The 17,238-nt window shown below is 49.8% G+C and carries 19 protein-coding genes; 18 read left to right on the forward strand and 1 reads right to left on the reverse strand.

Annotated features, from left to right (window positions below; all coding sequences use genetic code 11):
- The first annotated feature begins 103 nt into the window (after positions 1-103).
- The 13 genes from OEY58_12645 (at position 104) to OEY58_12705 (ending at position 12,023) form a co-directional block, all read left to right on the forward strand.
- The gene (locus OEY58_12645) at positions 104-643 is read left to right on the forward strand and encodes a TlpA family protein disulfide reductase (GenBank protein ID MDH5326301.1); all 540 of its coding nucleotides are present in this window, start codon (positions 104-106) and stop codon (positions 641-643) included.
- A gap of 251 nt (positions 644-894) precedes the next feature.
- On the forward strand, positions 895-1,347 hold the full coding sequence (gene aroQ / locus OEY58_12650) for a type II 3-dehydroquinate dehydratase (protein MDH5326302.1): 453 nt from the start codon (positions 895-897) through the stop codon (positions 1,345-1,347).
- Positions 1,348-1,433: 86 nt separating this feature from the next.
- Positions 1,434-1,892 (forward strand): acetyl-CoA carboxylase biotin carboxyl carrier protein, encoded by a 459-nt coding sequence (accB, locus tag OEY58_12655; GenBank protein MDH5326303.1) that lies wholly within the window; start codon positions 1,434-1,436, stop codon positions 1,890-1,892.
- 19 nt (positions 1,893-1,911) lie between these two features.
- The gene (gene accC / locus OEY58_12660; protein MDH5326304.1) at positions 1,912-3,252 is read left to right on the forward strand and encodes an acetyl-CoA carboxylase biotin carboxylase subunit; all 1,341 of its coding nucleotides are present in this window, start codon (positions 1,912-1,914) and stop codon (positions 3,250-3,252) included.
- A gap of 16 nt (positions 3,253-3,268) precedes the next feature.
- Positions 3,269-4,153 (forward strand): 50S ribosomal protein L11 methyltransferase, encoded by an 885-nt coding sequence (prmA, locus tag OEY58_12665; protein ID MDH5326305.1) that lies wholly within the window; start codon positions 3,269-3,271, stop codon positions 4,151-4,153.
- A 73-nt stretch (positions 4,154-4,226) separates the two neighbouring features.
- A complete protein-coding gene (locus OEY58_12670; protein MDH5326306.1) occupies positions 4,227-5,687 on the forward strand; it encodes a zinc-ribbon domain-containing protein in 1,461 nt (486 codons plus the stop codon).
- A 172-nt stretch (positions 5,688-5,859) separates the two neighbouring features.
- Complete coding sequence (gene dusB / locus OEY58_12675) at positions 5,860-6,846, forward strand: tRNA dihydrouridine synthase DusB (GenBank protein ID MDH5326307.1); 987 nt, start codon at positions 5,860-5,862, stop codon at positions 6,844-6,846.
- Positions 6,843-7,139 carry a DNA-binding transcriptional regulator Fis gene (gene fis / locus OEY58_12680; GenBank protein ID MDH5326308.1) on the forward strand — a complete coding sequence of 99 codons (297 nt, stop codon included), beginning with the start codon at positions 6,843-6,845 and terminating at the stop codon, positions 7,137-7,139. The genes dusB and fis overlap by 4 nt, the downstream gene beginning before the upstream one ends.
- A 332-nt stretch (positions 7,140-7,471) precedes the next feature.
- On the forward strand, positions 7,472-9,037 hold the full coding sequence (gene purH / locus OEY58_12685) for a bifunctional phosphoribosylaminoimidazolecarboxamide formyltransferase/IMP cyclohydrolase (protein ID MDH5326309.1): 1,566 nt from the start codon (positions 7,472-7,474) through the stop codon (positions 9,035-9,037).
- A 31-nt stretch (positions 9,038-9,068) separates the two neighbouring features.
- Positions 9,069-10,358 carry a phosphoribosylamine--glycine ligase gene (gene purD / locus OEY58_12690; GenBank protein ID MDH5326310.1) on the forward strand — a complete coding sequence of 430 codons (1,290 nt, stop codon included), beginning with the start codon at positions 9,069-9,071 and terminating at the stop codon, positions 10,356-10,358.
- 18 nt (positions 10,359-10,376) lie between these two features.
- The gene (purE, locus tag OEY58_12695) at positions 10,377-10,883 is read left to right on the forward strand and encodes a 5-(carboxyamino)imidazole ribonucleotide mutase (GenBank protein ID MDH5326311.1); all 507 of its coding nucleotides are present in this window, start codon (positions 10,377-10,379) and stop codon (positions 10,881-10,883) included.
- Positions 10,884-10,887: 4 nt separating this feature from the next.
- A complete protein-coding gene (locus OEY58_12700; protein ID MDH5326312.1) occupies positions 10,888-11,439 on the forward strand; it encodes an L-threonylcarbamoyladenylate synthase in 552 nt (183 codons plus the stop codon).
- A gap of 140 nt (positions 11,440-11,579) precedes the next feature.
- The gene (locus OEY58_12705; GenBank protein ID MDH5326313.1) at positions 11,580-12,023 is read left to right on the forward strand and encodes a ligand-binding protein SH3; all 444 of its coding nucleotides are present in this window, start codon (positions 11,580-11,582) and stop codon (positions 12,021-12,023) included.
- Between the two features lie 33 nt (positions 12,024-12,056).
- Here OEY58_12705 and OEY58_12710 read toward each other — a convergent pair whose 3' ends face one another.
- Entirely contained in the window at positions 12,057-12,902 is an 846-nt protein-coding gene (locus OEY58_12710; GenBank protein MDH5326314.1) for a succinylglutamate desuccinylase/aspartoacylase family protein, read from the reverse strand.
- Positions 12,903-13,076: 174 nt separating this feature from the next.
- On the opposite strand from OEY58_12710, the gene hemF reads away from it, so the two are divergent.
- The 5 genes from hemF to ggt all read left to right on the forward strand — a co-directional run.
- Positions 13,077-13,997, forward strand: coding sequence for an oxygen-dependent coproporphyrinogen oxidase (gene hemF, locus OEY58_12715; GenBank protein MDH5326315.1), 921 nt, complete (start codon positions 13,077-13,079; stop codon positions 13,995-13,997).
- Between the two features lie 9 nt (positions 13,998-14,006).
- The gene (gene rsmD, locus OEY58_12720; GenBank protein MDH5326316.1) at positions 14,007-14,594 is read left to right on the forward strand and encodes a 16S rRNA (guanine(966)-N(2))-methyltransferase RsmD; all 588 of its coding nucleotides are present in this window, start codon (positions 14,007-14,009) and stop codon (positions 14,592-14,594) included.
- Positions 14,595-14,649: 55 nt separating this feature from the next.
- Positions 14,650-15,126, forward strand: coding sequence for a pantetheine-phosphate adenylyltransferase (coaD, locus tag OEY58_12725; protein ID MDH5326317.1), 477 nt, complete (start codon positions 14,650-14,652; stop codon positions 15,124-15,126).
- A gap of 137 nt (positions 15,127-15,263) precedes the next feature.
- Entirely contained in the window at positions 15,264-15,518 is a 255-nt protein-coding gene (locus OEY58_12730; GenBank protein ID MDH5326318.1) for a YfhL family 4Fe-4S dicluster ferredoxin, read from the forward strand.
- 94 nt (positions 15,519-15,612) lie between these two features.
- Positions 15,613-17,238, forward strand: a 1,626-nt coding sequence (gene ggt / locus OEY58_12735) for a gamma-glutamyltransferase (protein MDH5326319.1), incomplete at its 3' end; no start/stop codon positions are given.

A 17,238-nucleotide genomic window follows, 5' to 3' on the forward strand; every position in this document is an offset into this window, starting at 1 on the left:
GCTAATACAGTAACGGCAAACCACGTTGTAACAAAACCACAAAACAAAATGACTAACGATTAAGCTGCCAGGAGTGGCAGCATGACTGATGAGGGTGGAGACGATGATTAAGGCAAAATATATTGCCATGGCAGTGATTTTTCTTTTCGGGATGTGGGGCGGTAACGAGCTGATCAAACGCCTTTCCAATGAACCGGAAGCGCAGCTGGCTGCCACTTCGATGGTGGGCAAACCTATTCCTGACTTTAGCCTACCGGATCTGGACAACCATCAACACAATATCCACGAATGGGACGGTAATGTGGTGGTGTTGAATTTTTGGGCCACCTGGTGCCCCCCCTGCCTGAAGGAAACACCTCTGTTTGTAGAAATGCAGGAACAATATGGCCCCAAGGGATTACAGTTCATTGGTGTGGCCATTGACACGCTGGAGAAGGTCAAGGACTTTGTAGACACTTACGGGGTCAATTACCCCACTTTAATCGCAACAGACAAGGATATTCATATTGCCGAAGCCTATGGCAACCGCTTTGGTGCCCTGCCCTATACAGTGGTTATCAATCGTCAGGGGCAAATTTCTCATATCCATCGGGGCGAATTCTCCCGCGAAGCGGTCAAGGAAAACGTATTGTCATTATTGTAGCCGTATCCCTCAAGAACCTTGCTGCAACTTTCGGCTAATTTGCTTAGAAATGCGGCGATACTTGACGCATCTCACGTTTTTCTAAAAATCGTGTAGACAAAAGCCATGCGTTAAGGGATAATCGCCGCAAATTTCAATGGAAATCGGGCAATAATACAAATTTACGTGATTTCGTGAAATTTAGCTGACTTTTGAGTGAAGTTTGCGGTATTTTTCACCGCTCATGTTCAGATTCATAACGTAGGTTGATTATGGCAAAACTACTGGTGATTCATGGTCCCAACCTGAATCTATTGGGCAGCAGGGAGCCCAGGCATTATGGCCACACGGACCTGGAAACCATCAATCAACAGATGCAGACTTTGGCAAGCGAGCACAAGCATGAGCTGGTGCACTTCCAAAGTAATGCAGAACATGAGCTGATTGAAACAATACATGCAGCGGTAAATGACATCGATTTTATCGTTATCAATCCCGGCGCGTTTACTCATACCAGTATCGCACTGCGCGATGCCCTGAGTGGGGTAAACATACCGTTTATTGAAGTTCATTTATCCAATATTCATAACCGCGAGTCGTTTCGGCAGATTTCTTATTTTTCGGACATCGCCTCAGGCGTTATCAGCGGCCTGGGACCTATGAGTTATGAATTGGCATTGCTCGCAGCCATTAAACAATTGAAGGAACCGAGAGTTTCTGGATAGCTACGAATAGTTCGCTATCCGTAACACATAAACTCCGGTTCAGATTAAAACCACTAACGATAAAACATGCAATCAGGTTTTCCACTATGGACATACGCAAAGTTAAAAAACTGATCGAACTACTTGAAGAATCCGGAATCGCAGAACTGGAAATTCACGAAGGCGAAGAATCGGTACGCATTAGCCGTCACAGCAATGTTGCCGTGGCAGCTCCGGCACAATATACCATTCCGGCATCTGTTGCCCCAGCGATGACTGCAAGTGCTCCTCCGGCAAGCGACACATCGGCAGAAGCAGAAACCCCTATTAGCGGTCACACCATTAAGTCTCCCATGGTTGGTACTTTTTACCGTGCTTCATCACCGGGCGCCAAAGCTTTTGTCGAAGAAGGGCAAAAAGTAAATGCGGGCGACACTTTGTGCATTATTGAGGCCATGAAGTTGCTCAACCAGATCGAGAGCGACAAAACCGGTACAGTAAAAGCCATTTTGGTAGACAACGCGCAGCCGGTTGAATACGGCGAGCCGCTTTTCATTATCGATTAATTACAAAACTCTTTATTCTATGTTTGAAAAAATCGTCATAGCCAACAGAGGCGAAATAGCTCTGCGAATTTTGCGCGCCTGCCGTGAAATGGGCATACAAACCGTAGCCGTACACTCCACTGCCGATCGCGACCTGAAACATGTGCGCCTGGCCGATGAGTCCGTGTGTATCGGTCCTGCCCCATCGGTGGACAGTTACCTGAACATTCCGGCATTGATCAGCGCAGCCGAAGTCACCGATGCAGTTGCCATCCATCCAGGATACGGCTTTTTAGCTGAGAACGCAGACTTTGCCGAACGTATAGAGCAAAGCGGGTTTACCTTTATCGGTCCCCGCTCCGACACAATTCGCCTCATGGGGGATAAAGTATCCGCCATCGAAGCCATGCGTAGTTCAGGGGTACCTTGCGTGCCAGGCTCTGATGGCCCCTTGGGTGATGACCCGGGGGAAACCATGAAAATGGCCAAGTCAATCGGTTATCCCATCATCATCAAAGCCGCCGCCGGGGGCGGTGGGCGGGGAATGCGAGTGGTTCACAGCGAAGCGAGCTTACTCAATGCGATCTCCTTAACCAAGTCCGAAGCTGCCGCCGCCTTTGGCAGTGACGTGGTATATATGGAAAAATACCTGGAAAATCCCCGTCATATTGAAATACAGGTTCTGGCTGATACTCACGGCGACGCGATCCATCTGGGCGAACGTGACTGCTCAATGCAAAGACGCCACCAAAAAGTCGTGGAAGAAGCACCCGCACCGGGAATCACGCAGGAACTGCGCAACCAAATCGGCGGCCGTTGTGCCGAAGCCTGCCGTCAAATTGGCTATCTGGGTGCCGGCACCTTCGAGTTCCTATATGAAAATGGTGAATTTTATTTCATTGAGATGAATACCCGCATCCAGGTGGAACACCCGGTAACCGAGATGATTACCGGCGTGGATCTGGTTAAAGAGCAAATTCGTATTGCCGCCGGCCTCCCGCTGAGCTTCAAACAAGAGGATATTGTCATTCGTGGCCATGCACTGGAATGCCGTATCAATGCGGAAGACCCCAACTCCTTCATGCCTTCTCCCGGCACCGTGACACAGTTTCATGCACCGGGCGGTTTGGGTATTCGGGTGGATTCCCATATATACAATGGCTACCGGGTTCCGCCCTACTATGACTCTATGATAGGCAAAATCATTGCTCATGGAGACTCGCGAGAGACGGCTATCGCCCGTATGCGCACCGCACTAAGCGAATGCGTGGTTGAAGGCATTAAAACCAATATTCCCTTGCATTTGGATATTATTAATGACTCCGCTTTCCAAACGGGTGGCACCAATATCCATTACCTGGAGAAAAAACTGGCTCTGTAAAAGGAGCCTGCTTCCAATGCCTGCCTGGTTTCAAATTGTGATCGGCACGGATTCCAGTCAGGCAGAACCGCTGGCGGATATCCTGGAGTCTTTGGGTGCTGCATCCGTTACATTTATGGATGCAGCGGACCAACCTCTGTTTGAACCTCCGCTGGGCACCACTCCTCTTTGGCACAACACCAAACTCATCGGCCTATTCAAAGGGGACACGGATATGAGTGCTATCATCAGCGCACTGGAAACCGCGTTACATCCCAAACTGTTGCCACCCTGGCGAGTGGAAGACTTGGAAGATAAAAACTGGGCAGCCGAGTGGATGAAGAACTTTCAACCCATTCGCTGCGGTGAACGACTATGGATTTGCCCCAGCTGGCACCAACCACCGGAACCTAATGCAGTGAATGTCCTACTGGATCCCGGAATGGCCTTTGGTACCGGGACCCATCCCACCACGGCCCTGTGCCTGAAATGGTTGGACCAGCACTTGCGTTCACAGGAACAGCTCATCGACTTCGGTTGTGGCTCTGGCATACTGGCGGTCGCAGCACTTAAATTAGGCGCCGCCAAAGCCTGGGCGGTAGACCATGACCCGCAAGCGCTGCAAGCCACGCGAATCAATGCCGAAAAAAACCAGGTTGCCGAACGCCTGCAAATCACCCAGAATCCCAGCGAATGTCCTGCGGTGGACACGATAGTGGCAAATATATTAGCAAACCCCCTATTAGAACTTGCACCGACTCTGGCCAATCTGGTAAAACCGCAGGGGCGTATTGTGTTAAGCGGCATACTCAAAAACCAAGCCGAAAGTGTTTCCAATCACTATCAAGCCTGGTTTCACATGGCCGACATACAAATACAAGACGACTGGACTCTGGTGCACGGCATCCGCCGGTCTGTTTAATACGAGAGCCTCTGATTCCCAGTATGCGTTTCAGAGATACCGACATGAACATTACACTTAGAATTTGGTAGCAATGTACACTCAATGCCCACAATGCCTGACCTATTTCCAGGTTACACCGGAGCACTTGAAAATCGCTCAAGGTAATGTGCGCTGCGGCCAATGCCGCACGGTATTCAGTGCCTTGGGTAATTTGACCGAAGAGCCTCCTCAAATCGAGGAGCAATACGATGACTTTGATGATGATATTTTCCTGGATGAAAGTGAACTGGAACAAGAACTGTTTGAAGCTTCCTTGCATGGGCAGGAATCCTCAGCCAAACCCACCAAATTGGGACAAGCCATTGCTGCTATCCAAGCCCTGAATCAAAATGCCCGACAAAGCAAAGTCACACCGGCACCTGCGGAAAACAAAGCCCCGCTGCCACTGATTAAGAACAAGAAACCGAAACCCGAAAAGAAGGCGGAAGCACCGCGACCATCACCCCGACTTCCAAGCGCGGAACCGGCAGCAAAACCTTTGATTGATGACGATGATATTAATTACGATGAAGCCTTAAGAGCCCTGGACGAGCTGCGTTTTTCTGATGCCATGGAGCAGGATCAAACATTTATCCATACCTCCGCGCCGCAACAAGCACCCAAACAAGCACCCCAACAAGCACCAAAACCAGCGCCGCAAAAACCACCCGTCCCGCAGGAAACTGCGCAACCGGCTGCTGCGGAACCAAAACCGCAACCGGCACCCAAACCCATGCCGTCAAAAGCTGCGACCAACGCTAAACAGGCCGAGGATTTTGATGGCCTGGACGCTACAAATATCAATTTGGATATAGCGAACCTGGAAGCCACCATTGTACAAAAGGCAGCAACACCCAATAAAGCAGCTCCAGGCGCAGCTGCAACCAGACTTAAAACAACAAACGATGAACCCGAAAAAAGTAAGAAACCCGCAAACCGAGGCAAGAAGAAACGTTCCAACGCTTTCTCCAAACAAATCCTGGGCGACGTTTCCAATGCCACACCCCGCAAACGCAGAGGCAAACAAACCGCTATCTCTTGGTGGGGTGTGGGTGGCGTATGCCTTATGATGACGTTCCTGCTGCAAACCATATACTTCAAACACAATGATCTGGCTAAAAACCAAAGCTTACGCCCCTGGATCAGCACCTTTTGTAAAGCCTTATCCTGTGATGTCAAGCTGCCCAGTGACGTTAAAAAATTAGAACTCATTGGCCAGGACATTCGCAGCCACCCGGACGTCGATAGCGCCCTAAAGGTAAGCACCACCATAATCAACAACGCAGGCTATGCTCAATCCTACCCATTGCTCCAAATCACTTTCTCTGACATTAACGGACAACGCGTGGCGGAAAGACAGTTTAAACCTAAAGAATACCTACCTATCGATACCAAATTTGACTTAGGCATGGCACCCGATACACCCATTAAAATTGAGCTGGAAATGCTGGACCCAGGCAGTCAAGCCGTTAACTTTGAATTTGATTTCTTCCCGCTTCTAGAGAATGGTTAATTATTAACCATACGTATTTACGGATTCCCACCACAACACACTTTGAGAACGGTTTATCTCTGTTAAGCTGTGAATAAATAAACCAAAAAACCTCGGTTTAAAACTTTATCATCACGCTCAGAACGAGTATTATTTGCACTCTTGATTTGGTCCCCTGAATGGTTTTTTCGCAATGCAAATTGGTCCGTACAAACTGCACAACAATTTGGTTCTGGCTCCCATGGCCGGTGTGACAGATCGTCCGTTTCGTCAACTTTGCAAAAAGTTGGGCGCCGGTCTGGCTGTATCGGAAATGGTTTCCTCCAATTCCTTGTTGTGGGGCAGCACTAAGACCAAACGCAGAGCCAACCACGCAGGCGAGGTCGAACCCAAGTCTATTCAAATTGCCGGAGCCGATCCTGACATGCTGGCCGAGGCAGCCCGATATAATGTTGATAATGGCGCACAAATTATTGATATTAATATGGGCTGCCCTGCCAAGAAAGTTTGTAATGTCATGGCAGGTTCCGCCTTACTGACGAATGAGACTCTGGTGGGGCAAATACTTGATAAAGTAGTTGCAGCCGTAGATGTCCCCGTGACTTTGAAAATTCGGACCGGTTGGGATAAGGCTAATCGTAACGGTGTAAGAATCGCCCGTATTGCTGAATCTGCGGGAATTCAGGCTCTGTCCGTTCATGGACGTACACGAGCTTGCGGTTATAAAGGGGATGCCGAATTCGACACGATTGCAGAAATAAAGTCGATGATCACCATTCCCGTTATCGCTAATGGTGATATAACCACGCCGGAAAAGGCCAAATATGTATTGGAATATACCAACGCTGATGGCATTATGATTGGACGTGCAGCACAGGGCAGTCCTTGGATTTTTCGTGAAATAGATCATTACCTTAAAACGGGAACCAAGCTACCCAACATAGCAGTATCTGAAGTTCGCAGTATCATGCTCGAGCATTTGCAAAACCTGTATGAGTTTTATGGGGAATACACCGGTGTCCGTGTAGCCCGTAAACACATCTCCTGGTACAGCAAAGGTCAAAAGCATGGCGCTGCGTTTCGGCAGAGCGTTAACCAGGTTGATTCTATCGAGGAACAACTGCGTATAACCAAGGAGTTTTTTGATCGACTAACGATGCAAGAGGGGTTAGCAGCATGACAACAGAAATAACAACTCCAAGCTTAGAAAAACCACTAGAAAAGCCACAGGAGCATAACGCCACGGTTCAGCCGTTGAGTGATCACATCAAAATGGTTCTGGAAAATTATTTCAAGGATCTGGATGGTCACGAGCCGGCTCACTTATATCAGTTGGTATTACAGGAGATCGAAAGACCTCTCCTGGAAACTGTTATGAAGTACACTCGAGGCAACCAAAGTAAGGCCTCTATTGTTTTAGGCTTGAACCGCGGTACATTACGTAAGAAGCTAAAACAATACGACATACGCTAAACCAATATAATAAAGGCACAGGTAACACAAGCAGGGATACAGCTCAGCGAAACGAGTAAGACGGCTGTATTCCCTGCGGCAACAGCCATTTTTTCTTTCCCAAAAACTCAAAACCGTCCTGAGCGACTAGAATATGAACAACCGGATTACCGCTCGTACAGTGCGTCACAAAGGGAACTCAAGGATACTCTTCGGTTATACCGCAAACCGGGATCCCGTTCACAGCTCGTTCCAGAGACTGCTTCAGAGATTCATGAGTTAACTGCTTCTAACCTCGCACCTTACGACGCTAACAATCCAACAAATCAGCAATTAAAGGTTTTAATAAAAATATGACTCAGGTTAAACGTGCTCTAATCAGTGTTTCCGACAAAACCGGCATTGTGGACTTTGCTCGCGGTTTGACAAATCTCGGCATCGAAATCCTGTCCACCGGTGGAACAGCCAAATTATTGGCCAGTAATAACATTCCCGTGATTGAAGTGGCCAGCTACACCAAGTTTCCCGAAATGATGGAAGGTCGGGTAAAAACCCTACATCCTCGTGTTCATGGCGGCATCCTGGCGCGTCGCGGAATTGATGATGCAGTGATGAAAGCCCACGGGATACAAGCCATTGATATGGTGGTGGTTAATCTTTACCCCTTTGAACAAACTGTTGCCAAATCCGACTGCACCCTGGACATGGCTATTGAGAACATTGATATTGGCGGTCCTACCTTATTGCGAGCTGCGGCCAAAAACCATATCGCCGTTACTGTACTGGTGGACCCACGAGACTATAAAGTCGCTTTGCACGAAATGGTTGCTAATAAATGCCAAACCAGTGCCAAAACCCGCTTTAATCTGGCCGTTAAAGCCTTCGAACATACAGCGCAATACGATAGCGCTATTGCCAATTATTTAGGCACCCATGTACCGGGTACGGGAGAATCCAAATTTCCGCGTCATTTCAGTATTCAGGTTCGTAAAACCCAAGACATGCGTTATGGGGAAAACCCTCACCAAAGTGCCGCATTTTATACAGAGGAAAAACCCTCTGAAGCCAGCGTGGCTACGGCCAAACAGATCCAAGGCAAGGAATTGTCCTTCAACAATATTGCCGATACCGATGCAGCGCTGGAATGCGTCAAACAATTCGATGAACCGGCCTGTGTTATTGTTAAACATGCCAACCCATGTGGTGTCGCTGTGGACTCTAATATTTTAGAGGCTTACAACCGAGCGTTTAGTACCGACCCTACTTCCGCTTTCGGTGGCATTATCGCCTTTAACCGGCCCTTGGACGTAAAAACCGCCGAGGCCGTCGGTGAACGCCAATACGTCGAAGTCATTATCGCCCCCGTTGTGGAAGCCGCAGCCAAGGAATACTTTTCCAAGAAAAAACAAGTACGGGTACTGGAGTGTGGCCAATGGGGACAAACCCGCCCTGCTTCATTGGAATACCGATGTGTGACTGGCGGTTTGTTGGTCCAAGATCGCGACCAGGGTATGATCACCATTGATGATCTCAAAGTGGTCACCAACCGGGCTCCTACGGAACAGGAAATCCGTGATTTGCTGTTCACCTGGAAGGTGGCAAAGTTTGTCAAATCCAATGCCATTGTCTTTGGAAAAAATCGCATGACCATTGGTGTGGGGGCCGGACAAATGAGCCGGGTCTACAGTACCCGAATCGCGGCGATCAAAGCTGCGGACGCCGATTTGAAAGTGGCCGGTTCCGTTATGGCCAGCGATGCCTTTTTTCCTTTTCGGGACGGACTGGACAGCGCTGCCGACGTGGGCGTAACGGCCGTAATCCAACCCGGCGGCTCCATGCGTGACAATGAAGTTATAGAAGCCGCCAATGAACATGACATCGCTATGGTGTTCACAGGAATGCGCCACTTCCGCCATTAGTAACTGCTCACTAAAAGTTTAGGAAATCCTTATGAAAGTTCTCGTTATTGGCAACGGCGGGCGCGAACACGCCCTGTCCTGGAAAGTAGCCTTGTCATCGAAAGTAAAGACCGTATTCGTAGCGCCCGGCAACGCCGGTACTGCCACGGAACCCAAACTGCAAAACGTGGCCATCGCCGCAGACGACATAGAGGGTCTCACCGCCTTTGCCACTAAAGAACAAATCGATTTAACGATCGTGGGCCCGGAAATCCCCTTGGTATTGGGTGTGGTGGATGCCTTCAACGCAGCGGGATTGCCTTGTTTTGGCCCCAGCAAAGCGGCAGCGCAATTGGAAGGGTCCAAGGCCTTTAGCAAGGATTTTCTGGCACGTCACAACATTCCCACGGCACGTTATGGCAATTTCACTGAGATGGAACCGGCTATAGCCTATGTGAAACAAATGGGTTGCCCCATCGTCATTAAGGCGGATGGTTTGGCCGCCGGCAAGGGCGTTATTATTGCCCAAAGCGAACCCGAGGCTGTGGCAACTATAGAAGACATGTTGGCGGGAAACGCTTTTGGCGATGCCGGTCATCGCATAGTGGTTGAGGAATTCTTACAAGGTGAGGAAGCCAGTTTTATTGTCATGGCGGACGGTAAACACTGCCTGCCCTTGGCCACTTCGCAAGACCATAAGGCACGAGACAATGGCGACACCGGCCCCAACACCGGCGGCATGGGCGCTTATTCTCCCGCTCCGGTGGTGGATGAAACCATGCACCAACGTATTATGTCGCAAGTTATTTTACCTACCATAGAGGGTATGGCAGCAGACGGCATGCCCTATACCGGCTTTCTTTATGCGGGAATCATGATTACAGCGGACGGTGAACCCAAAGTCCTGGAGTTCAACTGCCGTTTTGGCGACCCGGAAACTCAACCCATTATGATGCGGTTGCAGTCAGATTTGGTAGAATTGTGTCAAAATGCGCTGGACGGCACATTGGATCAAAGTCATGCGGATTGGGATCCCCGTGTAGCTCTGGGTGTGGTTTTAGCCGCTGGAGGTTATCCGGAAAGCTATGCTAAAGGTGATGTTATTCATGGACTGGAGCAATTACAGCAACTGGACGACACCAAGGTCTTTCATGCCGGCACTGTCTCGCAAGATGGACAAATTGTCACGGCCGGTGGTCGAGTGCTATGCCTTGTGAGCCTGGCGGAAAACGTCACCAAGGCGCAAGCGAAAGCCTATGCAGCGATCGATAAAATATCCTGGGAAAAGATGTATTACCGCACTGATATCGGTCATCGAGCAGTAAGCAGAGAAATCAATTAATCAGAAAGAGGAAAAACTATGAGCAAGGCGTTTGTTGCGATCCTGATGGGATCTGACTCCGACTTACCTGTTATGCAAACCACCCTGGACACATTGAGTTCTCTCGGTGTTCCGTTTGAGGTAAAAATCACCTCGGCGCACCGCACGCCCGCGGCGACGCATGCCTATGTCAAAGATGCGGAACAACGCGGCTGTGACGTGTTTATCTGTGCTGCCGGTTTGGCCGCTCATTTGGCCGGTACGGTAGCCGGGCTAACATTGAAGCCCGTTATCGGTGTTCCTATGGACGGCGGCCCCTTGAAAGGCCAAGATGCCTTGCTGTCCACCGTTATGATGCCCGGTGGCATCCCCGTTGCGACTGTTGCAATCGGCAAAGCCGGTGCCAAAAACGCCGCCTATTTGGCCGCACAAATGCTCAGCCTGGCGGATGCGGAAATTGCCGCTAAGGTCAAAGCGGACCGGGAAGCCAATGCCCAGGCGGTTATAGATAAAGACGCGGAATTACAGAAAAAACTGGGAAAATAAGCTTTTGAATTCCTGGCAACTGCGGCTTGCCGCACGTTGTATTCGTAACGGTGGGGTGATTGCCTACCCCACCGAAGCGGTTTATGGCCTGGGTTGCGACCCGTTTGATGCAAAGGCTGTAGATCGCTTATTGCGTTTGAAGCAGCGCCCCGCTGAAAAAGGTCTCATCCTCATTGGTGCCTGCTGGGAACACATCGCGCCTTTCATCCAGGAACCCACGGCTCAACAAAGGCAACTCCTGGAGCAAAGCTGGCCCGGCCCGGTCACCTGGCTCATCCGAGCACAGGATTGGGTACCGGAGTGGCTACGGGGAAAACATCCCAGCATCGCGGTTCGACTGACGGCTCACCCCGTCGCAAAAGCCCTGTGTGATCAAACCGGACAAGCTCTGATCTCCACCAGTGCCAATCCCAGCCACCAAGCTCCTGCCAAAACCCCTTTCAAAGTACGCCAATATTTCAATGATTCTTTGGATTATATTCTCAATGCTCCTTTGGGAAAAAACAAAACCCCATCAACAATCAAAGACTTAGAAACTGGCGCCGTATTGCGCTAAATAGAACCATTAAATCCTTTAATAATTGCATTCACGCCCGATATATTAGTTATTATTAATATTTGCATTTTCTTATTTATTGGGCTATAAATAAGATTATTGTTGAGTTACCTACTAGGTTTTATCGAAGGAGCACTGATATGTCGTTTATCCCTAACTTTCCACATGACGGTGTAGTCACCATTAACCGGGTCATTCTCAAACCCCAATACAGCATTGATGACTTGCAGGAGCGCGTCGCCATGTTGTGTGAAAACGTAAAAACCTACCACTCGGAAACCGGCTTTATCGGTGGCCTGGTTACACTGAACACCGGCAGCATTTCCAATGAAGGCAGCACCATCGGTCAGGCGGTAGAAAGCCCGCTGAAAAACAAGGAAGCGCTGATTATTACCTTTTGGCGCACCTTTGATGAACACGAGGAATCTCATCGTAGTGATACCTTCCAACCCTTGTTCAAAGAAGTGCTGGAACTGTGTGAAAACGGTAACGAAGAAATCGCTTATGAAATGCTTTGGTCCGGTGCCGCCTATTCCCCGGAACAAGCGCAACAGGCTCAGCAGGCTAAAGCGCGTTATGCCTAATCACGGCTGCGTTTCCGTGTTTTAATACAATTGTTAACGCCGGTCCCGAACCGGCGTTTTTTTTGGCGCTATCAGACTCTCTAGTAACACATCATTACTCACATTGTGTAATAACACCCGCTGCTCCACGCTCAGCTCAGTAGGTGTCTCCACCTGATAGACGCGAGAACTGTAATGATTCCGGGCGTACAGCATAAAGGTACGCAGTTCCAGCACAGGCATCAACCGCTTGCCCACATTAAAATAACCCTCGGTACGAGCGAAGCGACGCAGTTTAAACCCTTTTGACTTCACCGTCGCCACCAGGCCGTGTATCGCCGATAAATCTTCATTACCATAGGTCACGGTGTAAAAAGCGTGCACATGATCCCGAGGGTCCTCATGATGATCGATCATAAGATCGTAATGTTTCCCCCGCAAGAAATTCTCCAGGATCTTTACCTCCTTACCCTTGAGCAAATGGTACTGACGGTTAATATCTAATCCTTGCGCAGTTAAGCGGGTACAATCACGCCAGCCGGTGGGATTCACCAAGGGAATAAAATCCATGTTAAAACGCGCATATTGCTTTGGCTGTTCCAATACCCGTTCGATGAACTGTAACACCGATTCCACCGCGGCCGGTTCATCACCGTGTAAGCCTGCGCTGATGAATACTGAACTTGTGGCCCCCGTTGGACGGTACGACAACAGCACCAGCGGAAGATGTTCATCACGAGGAGCCAGATTACGATGCATTAACACAGGTGAACGATTTGAGAGAATTTGTAATTTCTCATAAAACATATCGGTATTGCGTGATAGTTCGCACGACGCCCACACATGGGTAACACATAAGCTGCAAGCGATAAAAGCAATGAAAAACTTACGACTTAACAATAAGCGGCTCCCAAAGGGTGGTTTGTAAACCTCCACTATAAGCGCTTGGTACAAATTAACAAGCCACCACCCCCTATTAACAGCATATTTTTTAACCAACACCGTCCCCTATACCCTCGGACAACTGTGGTACACTTGCGCTTTTGTGTTGACAGGCGACGAAGGAAACAACAAATGAACGCACAACAAAAACCTGATACCGCAGCGGTTAAAGCGTATTTACTGGATTTGCAGGACCGCATTTGCCAGGGTATAGAAACCGAGGATGGCAAAGTCATTTTCCAACAGGATCAATGGGAGCGGGAAGAAGGCGGCGGAGGCCGTACCCGAGTGCTCACCGACGGCCAGGTATTTGAACAGGCCGGGATTAACTTTTCCCACGTCTATGGTAATAATCTGCCCGCGTCCGCCACGGCCCACCGACCGGAATTGGCAGGCCGTGGTTTCGAGGCCATGGGGGTATCTCTGGTGATTCACCCCAAAAACCCCTATGTACCCACTTCTCACGCCAATGTACGCTTTTTCATTGCCGAAAAAGAAGGGGCCGACCCTATTTGGTGGTTTGGCGGCGGTTATGACTTGACGCCCTACTACCCTTTTGCCGAGGATGTGCGCCACTGGCATGAAGTGTCCAAACAAACCTGCGATCCCTTTGGTGCTGATGTCTATGCGCGCTACAAAAAATGGTGTGATGAATACTTTTACCTGAAACACCGCCAGGAAACTCGCGGCGTGGGCGGACTGTTTTTCGATGATTTGAATGAATGGGATTTTGACACTTGCTTTAATTTTTTGAAAAGCGTGGGCGATAATTACTTAAATGCTTATCAACCCATCGTCAACAAACGCAAAGATACTCCTTATGGCGAACGAGAACGAGATTTTCAGCTGTACCGTCGGGGTCGCTATGTGGAATACAATCTGGTCTATGACCGCGGCACCTTATTCGGTCTGCAAACCGGTGGCCGTACCGAATCCATACTCATGTCCCTGCCACCCTTGGTGAAATGGCGTTATAACTGGAAGCCGGAACCGGGCAGCCCGGAAGCGGATTTGTACGACAATTATCTCAAACCTCGGGATTGGTTCGCCTGATCGGATTGCGTGGCAGCAAAACACCCCAACAGCTTACGTATTATCGCCGGTCAATGGCGGGGGCGTAAGCTGCACTTCCCCTCTATTGAGGGACTGCGCCCTACGCCGGACCGGGTCCGCGAAACCCTGTACAATTGGCTGCAAAACCATATTGCCAACCTTCGAGTGCTGGATTGTTTTGCCGGCAGTGGTGCCCTGGGGCTGGAAGCACTGTCCCGCGGCGCAGCCCATTGTACCTTTGCAGAACAAAACCGCGACGCAACCCGTGCCATTGAACAACATTTACATCTACTGCAATGCGACCGGGGCCGCGTACTCAGTACGGATGTACTTAATTTATTAAAACAACCCGCCCCGCAAGCTTTTGACCTGGTATTGCTGGACCCACCCTTTCGAAAAAACCTGATCGAACCTTGCCTGCAACGGTTACAGCAAAACCATTGGCTGCAACCCCAGGCCTGGATTTACCTGGAATGTGAAAAAGAATTAACACCCTTGCCACTCCCTTCCCACTGGGAACTGTACCGCAGCAAGCAAGCGGGACAAGTCAGCTATCATTTGATTCGAACCCACCCACCTTTGAAAAAGCCCACCTAATTCGCTTTAATGGTTTGTGTTATGCTTTTAACTAAACAAGATCAGGACTCTCACCATGAACCGCATTGCTGTCTACCCAGGCACCTTTGATCCCATTACCAATGGCCATATGGATCTGATCCGGCGCTGCTGTGGAATATTTGATCAAGTTATTGTCGCCGTGGCAGAATCGGCGGCGAAAAACCCTCTGTTCCCCTTGCGACAAAGGATCAAGATGGTACAGCAGGTCATAGACAACACCCAGGTCACCGTAAAACCCTTAACCGGACTACTGGTAAATTTCGCCAGAGAAAACCAGGCTCAAGTCATTATCAGAGGCCTGCGAGCGGTGTCGGATTTTGATTATGAATTCCAATTGGCGGGCATGAACCGCAAATTGGCACCGGAAGTGGAAACCCTGTTTTTGACGCCGGATGAAAAATACTCCTATATTTCCTCCAGTCTGGTACGGGAAATCGCTCGATTGGGTGGGGATATCTCAGGTTTTGTCCACGAAAGTGTCGCTACTGAAGTTCTGGCGCGCTTGGACTAAGCTTTTCGAGGGACTTGGCAGGCACTGAGCCTTATTTTGTTGTACAATCGCCTGCCAAACCTGGGCTGCTGTGGCGTCAGAAACCGTCTTTAGTCGTCCAAAGGAAGAATCGTTAATTTCACCGAAGAGAACCTGTAATGGCTTTAATGATTACTGATGAATGTATTAACTGTGATGTTTGCGAACCGGAATGCCCTAATAACGCCATCACTCAAGGCGAAGAGATTTATGAAATCAACCCGGATTTGTGCACCGAGTGCGTAGGTCACTATGAGACGTCTCAGTGCGTGGATGTGTGCCCGGTTGATTGTATCCCGGTAGATCCCGAACACGTGGAAACCAAAGAACAATTGCAGGAAAAATACAAAGGTCTGATGGCCAAATCCGCTTAGTCCGGAGTTACAACATGAATAAAAAGGCCTCACTTGAGGCCTTTTTTGTAAGGTAAGAAGTTTGATGGATTCAATTCAACTAACAGGAAGCTCTATGTTGACAAACATTTCCCGTTTTTGGCTCAAAGCCACTCCTTTGCTGTTAGCCTTAATCTGGACATCCGCCTGCGCGCAAACCGCCAAACAAGCGGGAATCGCCACAGCCCACCCCATAGCCACCGAAGCCGGCCATGAAATTCTGCAAGCCGGTGGTAATGCCTTTGATGCTGCCGTTGCCATTACCGCCACACTGGCCGTGGTGGAACCCATGAGTTCGGGTTTAGGCGGTGGGGGTTTCTGGTTATTGCACCGACAACAAGACGCAATGCAAGTGTTCGTGGACGGTCGTGAAACCGCTCCGGGCAAGGCCCATCGTGACATGTATTTGGACAAAGACGGCAATGTGATCCCCAACCTTTCCATGGACGGCCCTCTATCCGCCGGCATACCCGGACTTCCCGCAGCCATGGCCCACATCGCCCAAAAATACGGCAAACTGCCCTTATCTCAGTCACTGCAACCGGCGATTCGGGCTGCCAAGAACGGTTTTCCCGTGCGAACTTACTACACTCGCGTAGCCCAGTTCCGTTTAAAAGCTCTGCAGGATTCGCCCGCAGCCGCCAAGATTTTTCTAAACAACAACGAAGTTCCCCCTGAAGGCCATATTATTAAACAAACGGACTTGGCAAATACGCTGCAAGCACTGGCAGATCAGGGCGCGGCCGGCTTTTACCAAGGCGCGGTAGCACAAAAGCTGGTGCAAGGCGTACAACAGGCCAAAGGCATATGGACCCTGGAAGATTTGGCTAAATACACCGTGGTAGAACGACAGCCGGTACAAGGCCAATACCAAGGTTTGAAAATCACCACGGCACCGCCGCCCTCCTCCGGCGGCATTGCCATGCTCACCACCTTGAATATTCTGGCACCTTACCCCCTGGCCAAACTACCACGCTCGGAACAAGTGCACTTGACGGTGGAGGCCATGCGCCGTGCCTACCGGGACCGGGCCATTTATCTGGGTGATCCGGATTTCGTCGAAATCCCTCAAGAAACACTTTTGCACCCTTTCTATGCTGATGGCTTGAGAGCCGCGATTCGGGAAGACCAAGCCACCCCCAGCAACACATTACCGGGACTGCCCGCGGGGAAGGGCAGGGATACAACCCATTTTTCAGTTCTGGACCAAGACGGTAATCGAGTTTCAGCAACTCTCACCATCAATTACCCTTTTGGCTCGGGTTTCGTGCCACCGGGTACGGGGGTATTGCTCAATGACGAAATGGACGATTTTTCCGCCAAACCGGGGGTACCCAATGCCTACGGCCTGGTCGGTGGCGAGGCCAATGCCATTGCAGCCGGCAAACGCCCCTTGTCCAGCATGTCGCCGACGTTTATCGAAAGCGACCGTGGTGTGGCTATACTGGGAACTCCCGGTGGCAGCCGCATCATTTCCATGGTGCTGTTGGCCATACTGGATTATGCCCAAGGCGGCAATGCCCTATCCATGGTGTCTTTGCCTCGTTATCACCACCAATATTTACCGGACCAGATCCAACATGAAGAAAACACCTTCACTCCCACGGAAATTCAAGCCTTAAAAACAAAAGGGCACGAATTCAAACAAGTACCCTGGCCATACGGCAATATGCAGGCGGTATTGTGGGAACAGAAAGACAAT

The organism is Gammaproteobacteria bacterium (genome assembly GCA_029882975.1).
GTDB lineage: Bacteria > Pseudomonadota > Gammaproteobacteria > SZUA-152 > SZUA-152 > JAJDNG01.

Coding starts and splice junctions, on each gene's coding strand:
- OEY58_12645 (MDH5326301.1), top strand. CDS start 104: ATGATTAAGGCAAAATATATTGCCATGGCAGTGATTTTTCTTTTCGGG.
- aroQ (MDH5326302.1), top strand. CDS start 895: ATGGCAAAACTACTGGTGATTCATGGTCCCAACCTGAATCTATTGGGC.
- accB (MDH5326303.1), top strand. CDS start 1,434: ATGGACATACGCAAAGTTAAAAAACTGATCGAACTACTTGAAGAATCC.
- accC (MDH5326304.1), top strand. CDS start 1,912: ATGTTTGAAAAAATCGTCATAGCCAACAGAGGCGAAATAGCTCTGCGA.
- prmA (MDH5326305.1), top strand. CDS start 3,269: ATGCCTGCCTGGTTTCAAATTGTGATCGGCACGGATTCCAGTCAGGCA.
- OEY58_12670 (MDH5326306.1), top strand. CDS start 4,227: ATGTACACTCAATGCCCACAATGCCTGACCTATTTCCAGGTTACACCG.
- dusB (MDH5326307.1), top strand. CDS start 5,860: ATGCAAATTGGTCCGTACAAACTGCACAACAATTTGGTTCTGGCTCCC.
- fis (MDH5326308.1), top strand. CDS start 6,843: ATGACAACAGAAATAACAACTCCAAGCTTAGAAAAACCACTAGAAAAG.
- purH (MDH5326309.1), top strand. CDS start 7,472: ATGACTCAGGTTAAACGTGCTCTAATCAGTGTTTCCGACAAAACCGGC.
- purD (MDH5326310.1), top strand. CDS start 9,069: ATGAAAGTTCTCGTTATTGGCAACGGCGGGCGCGAACACGCCCTGTCC.
- purE (MDH5326311.1), top strand. CDS start 10,377: ATGAGCAAGGCGTTTGTTGCGATCCTGATGGGATCTGACTCCGACTTA.
- OEY58_12705 (MDH5326313.1), top strand. CDS start 11,580: ATGTCGTTTATCCCTAACTTTCCACATGACGGTGTAGTCACCATTAAC.
- hemF (MDH5326315.1), top strand. CDS start 13,077: ATGAACGCACAACAAAAACCTGATACCGCAGCGGTTAAAGCGTATTTA.
- coaD (MDH5326317.1), top strand. CDS start 14,650: ATGAACCGCATTGCTGTCTACCCAGGCACCTTTGATCCCATTACCAAT.
- OEY58_12730 (MDH5326318.1), top strand. CDS start 15,264: ATGGCTTTAATGATTACTGATGAATGTATTAACTGTGATGTTTGCGAA.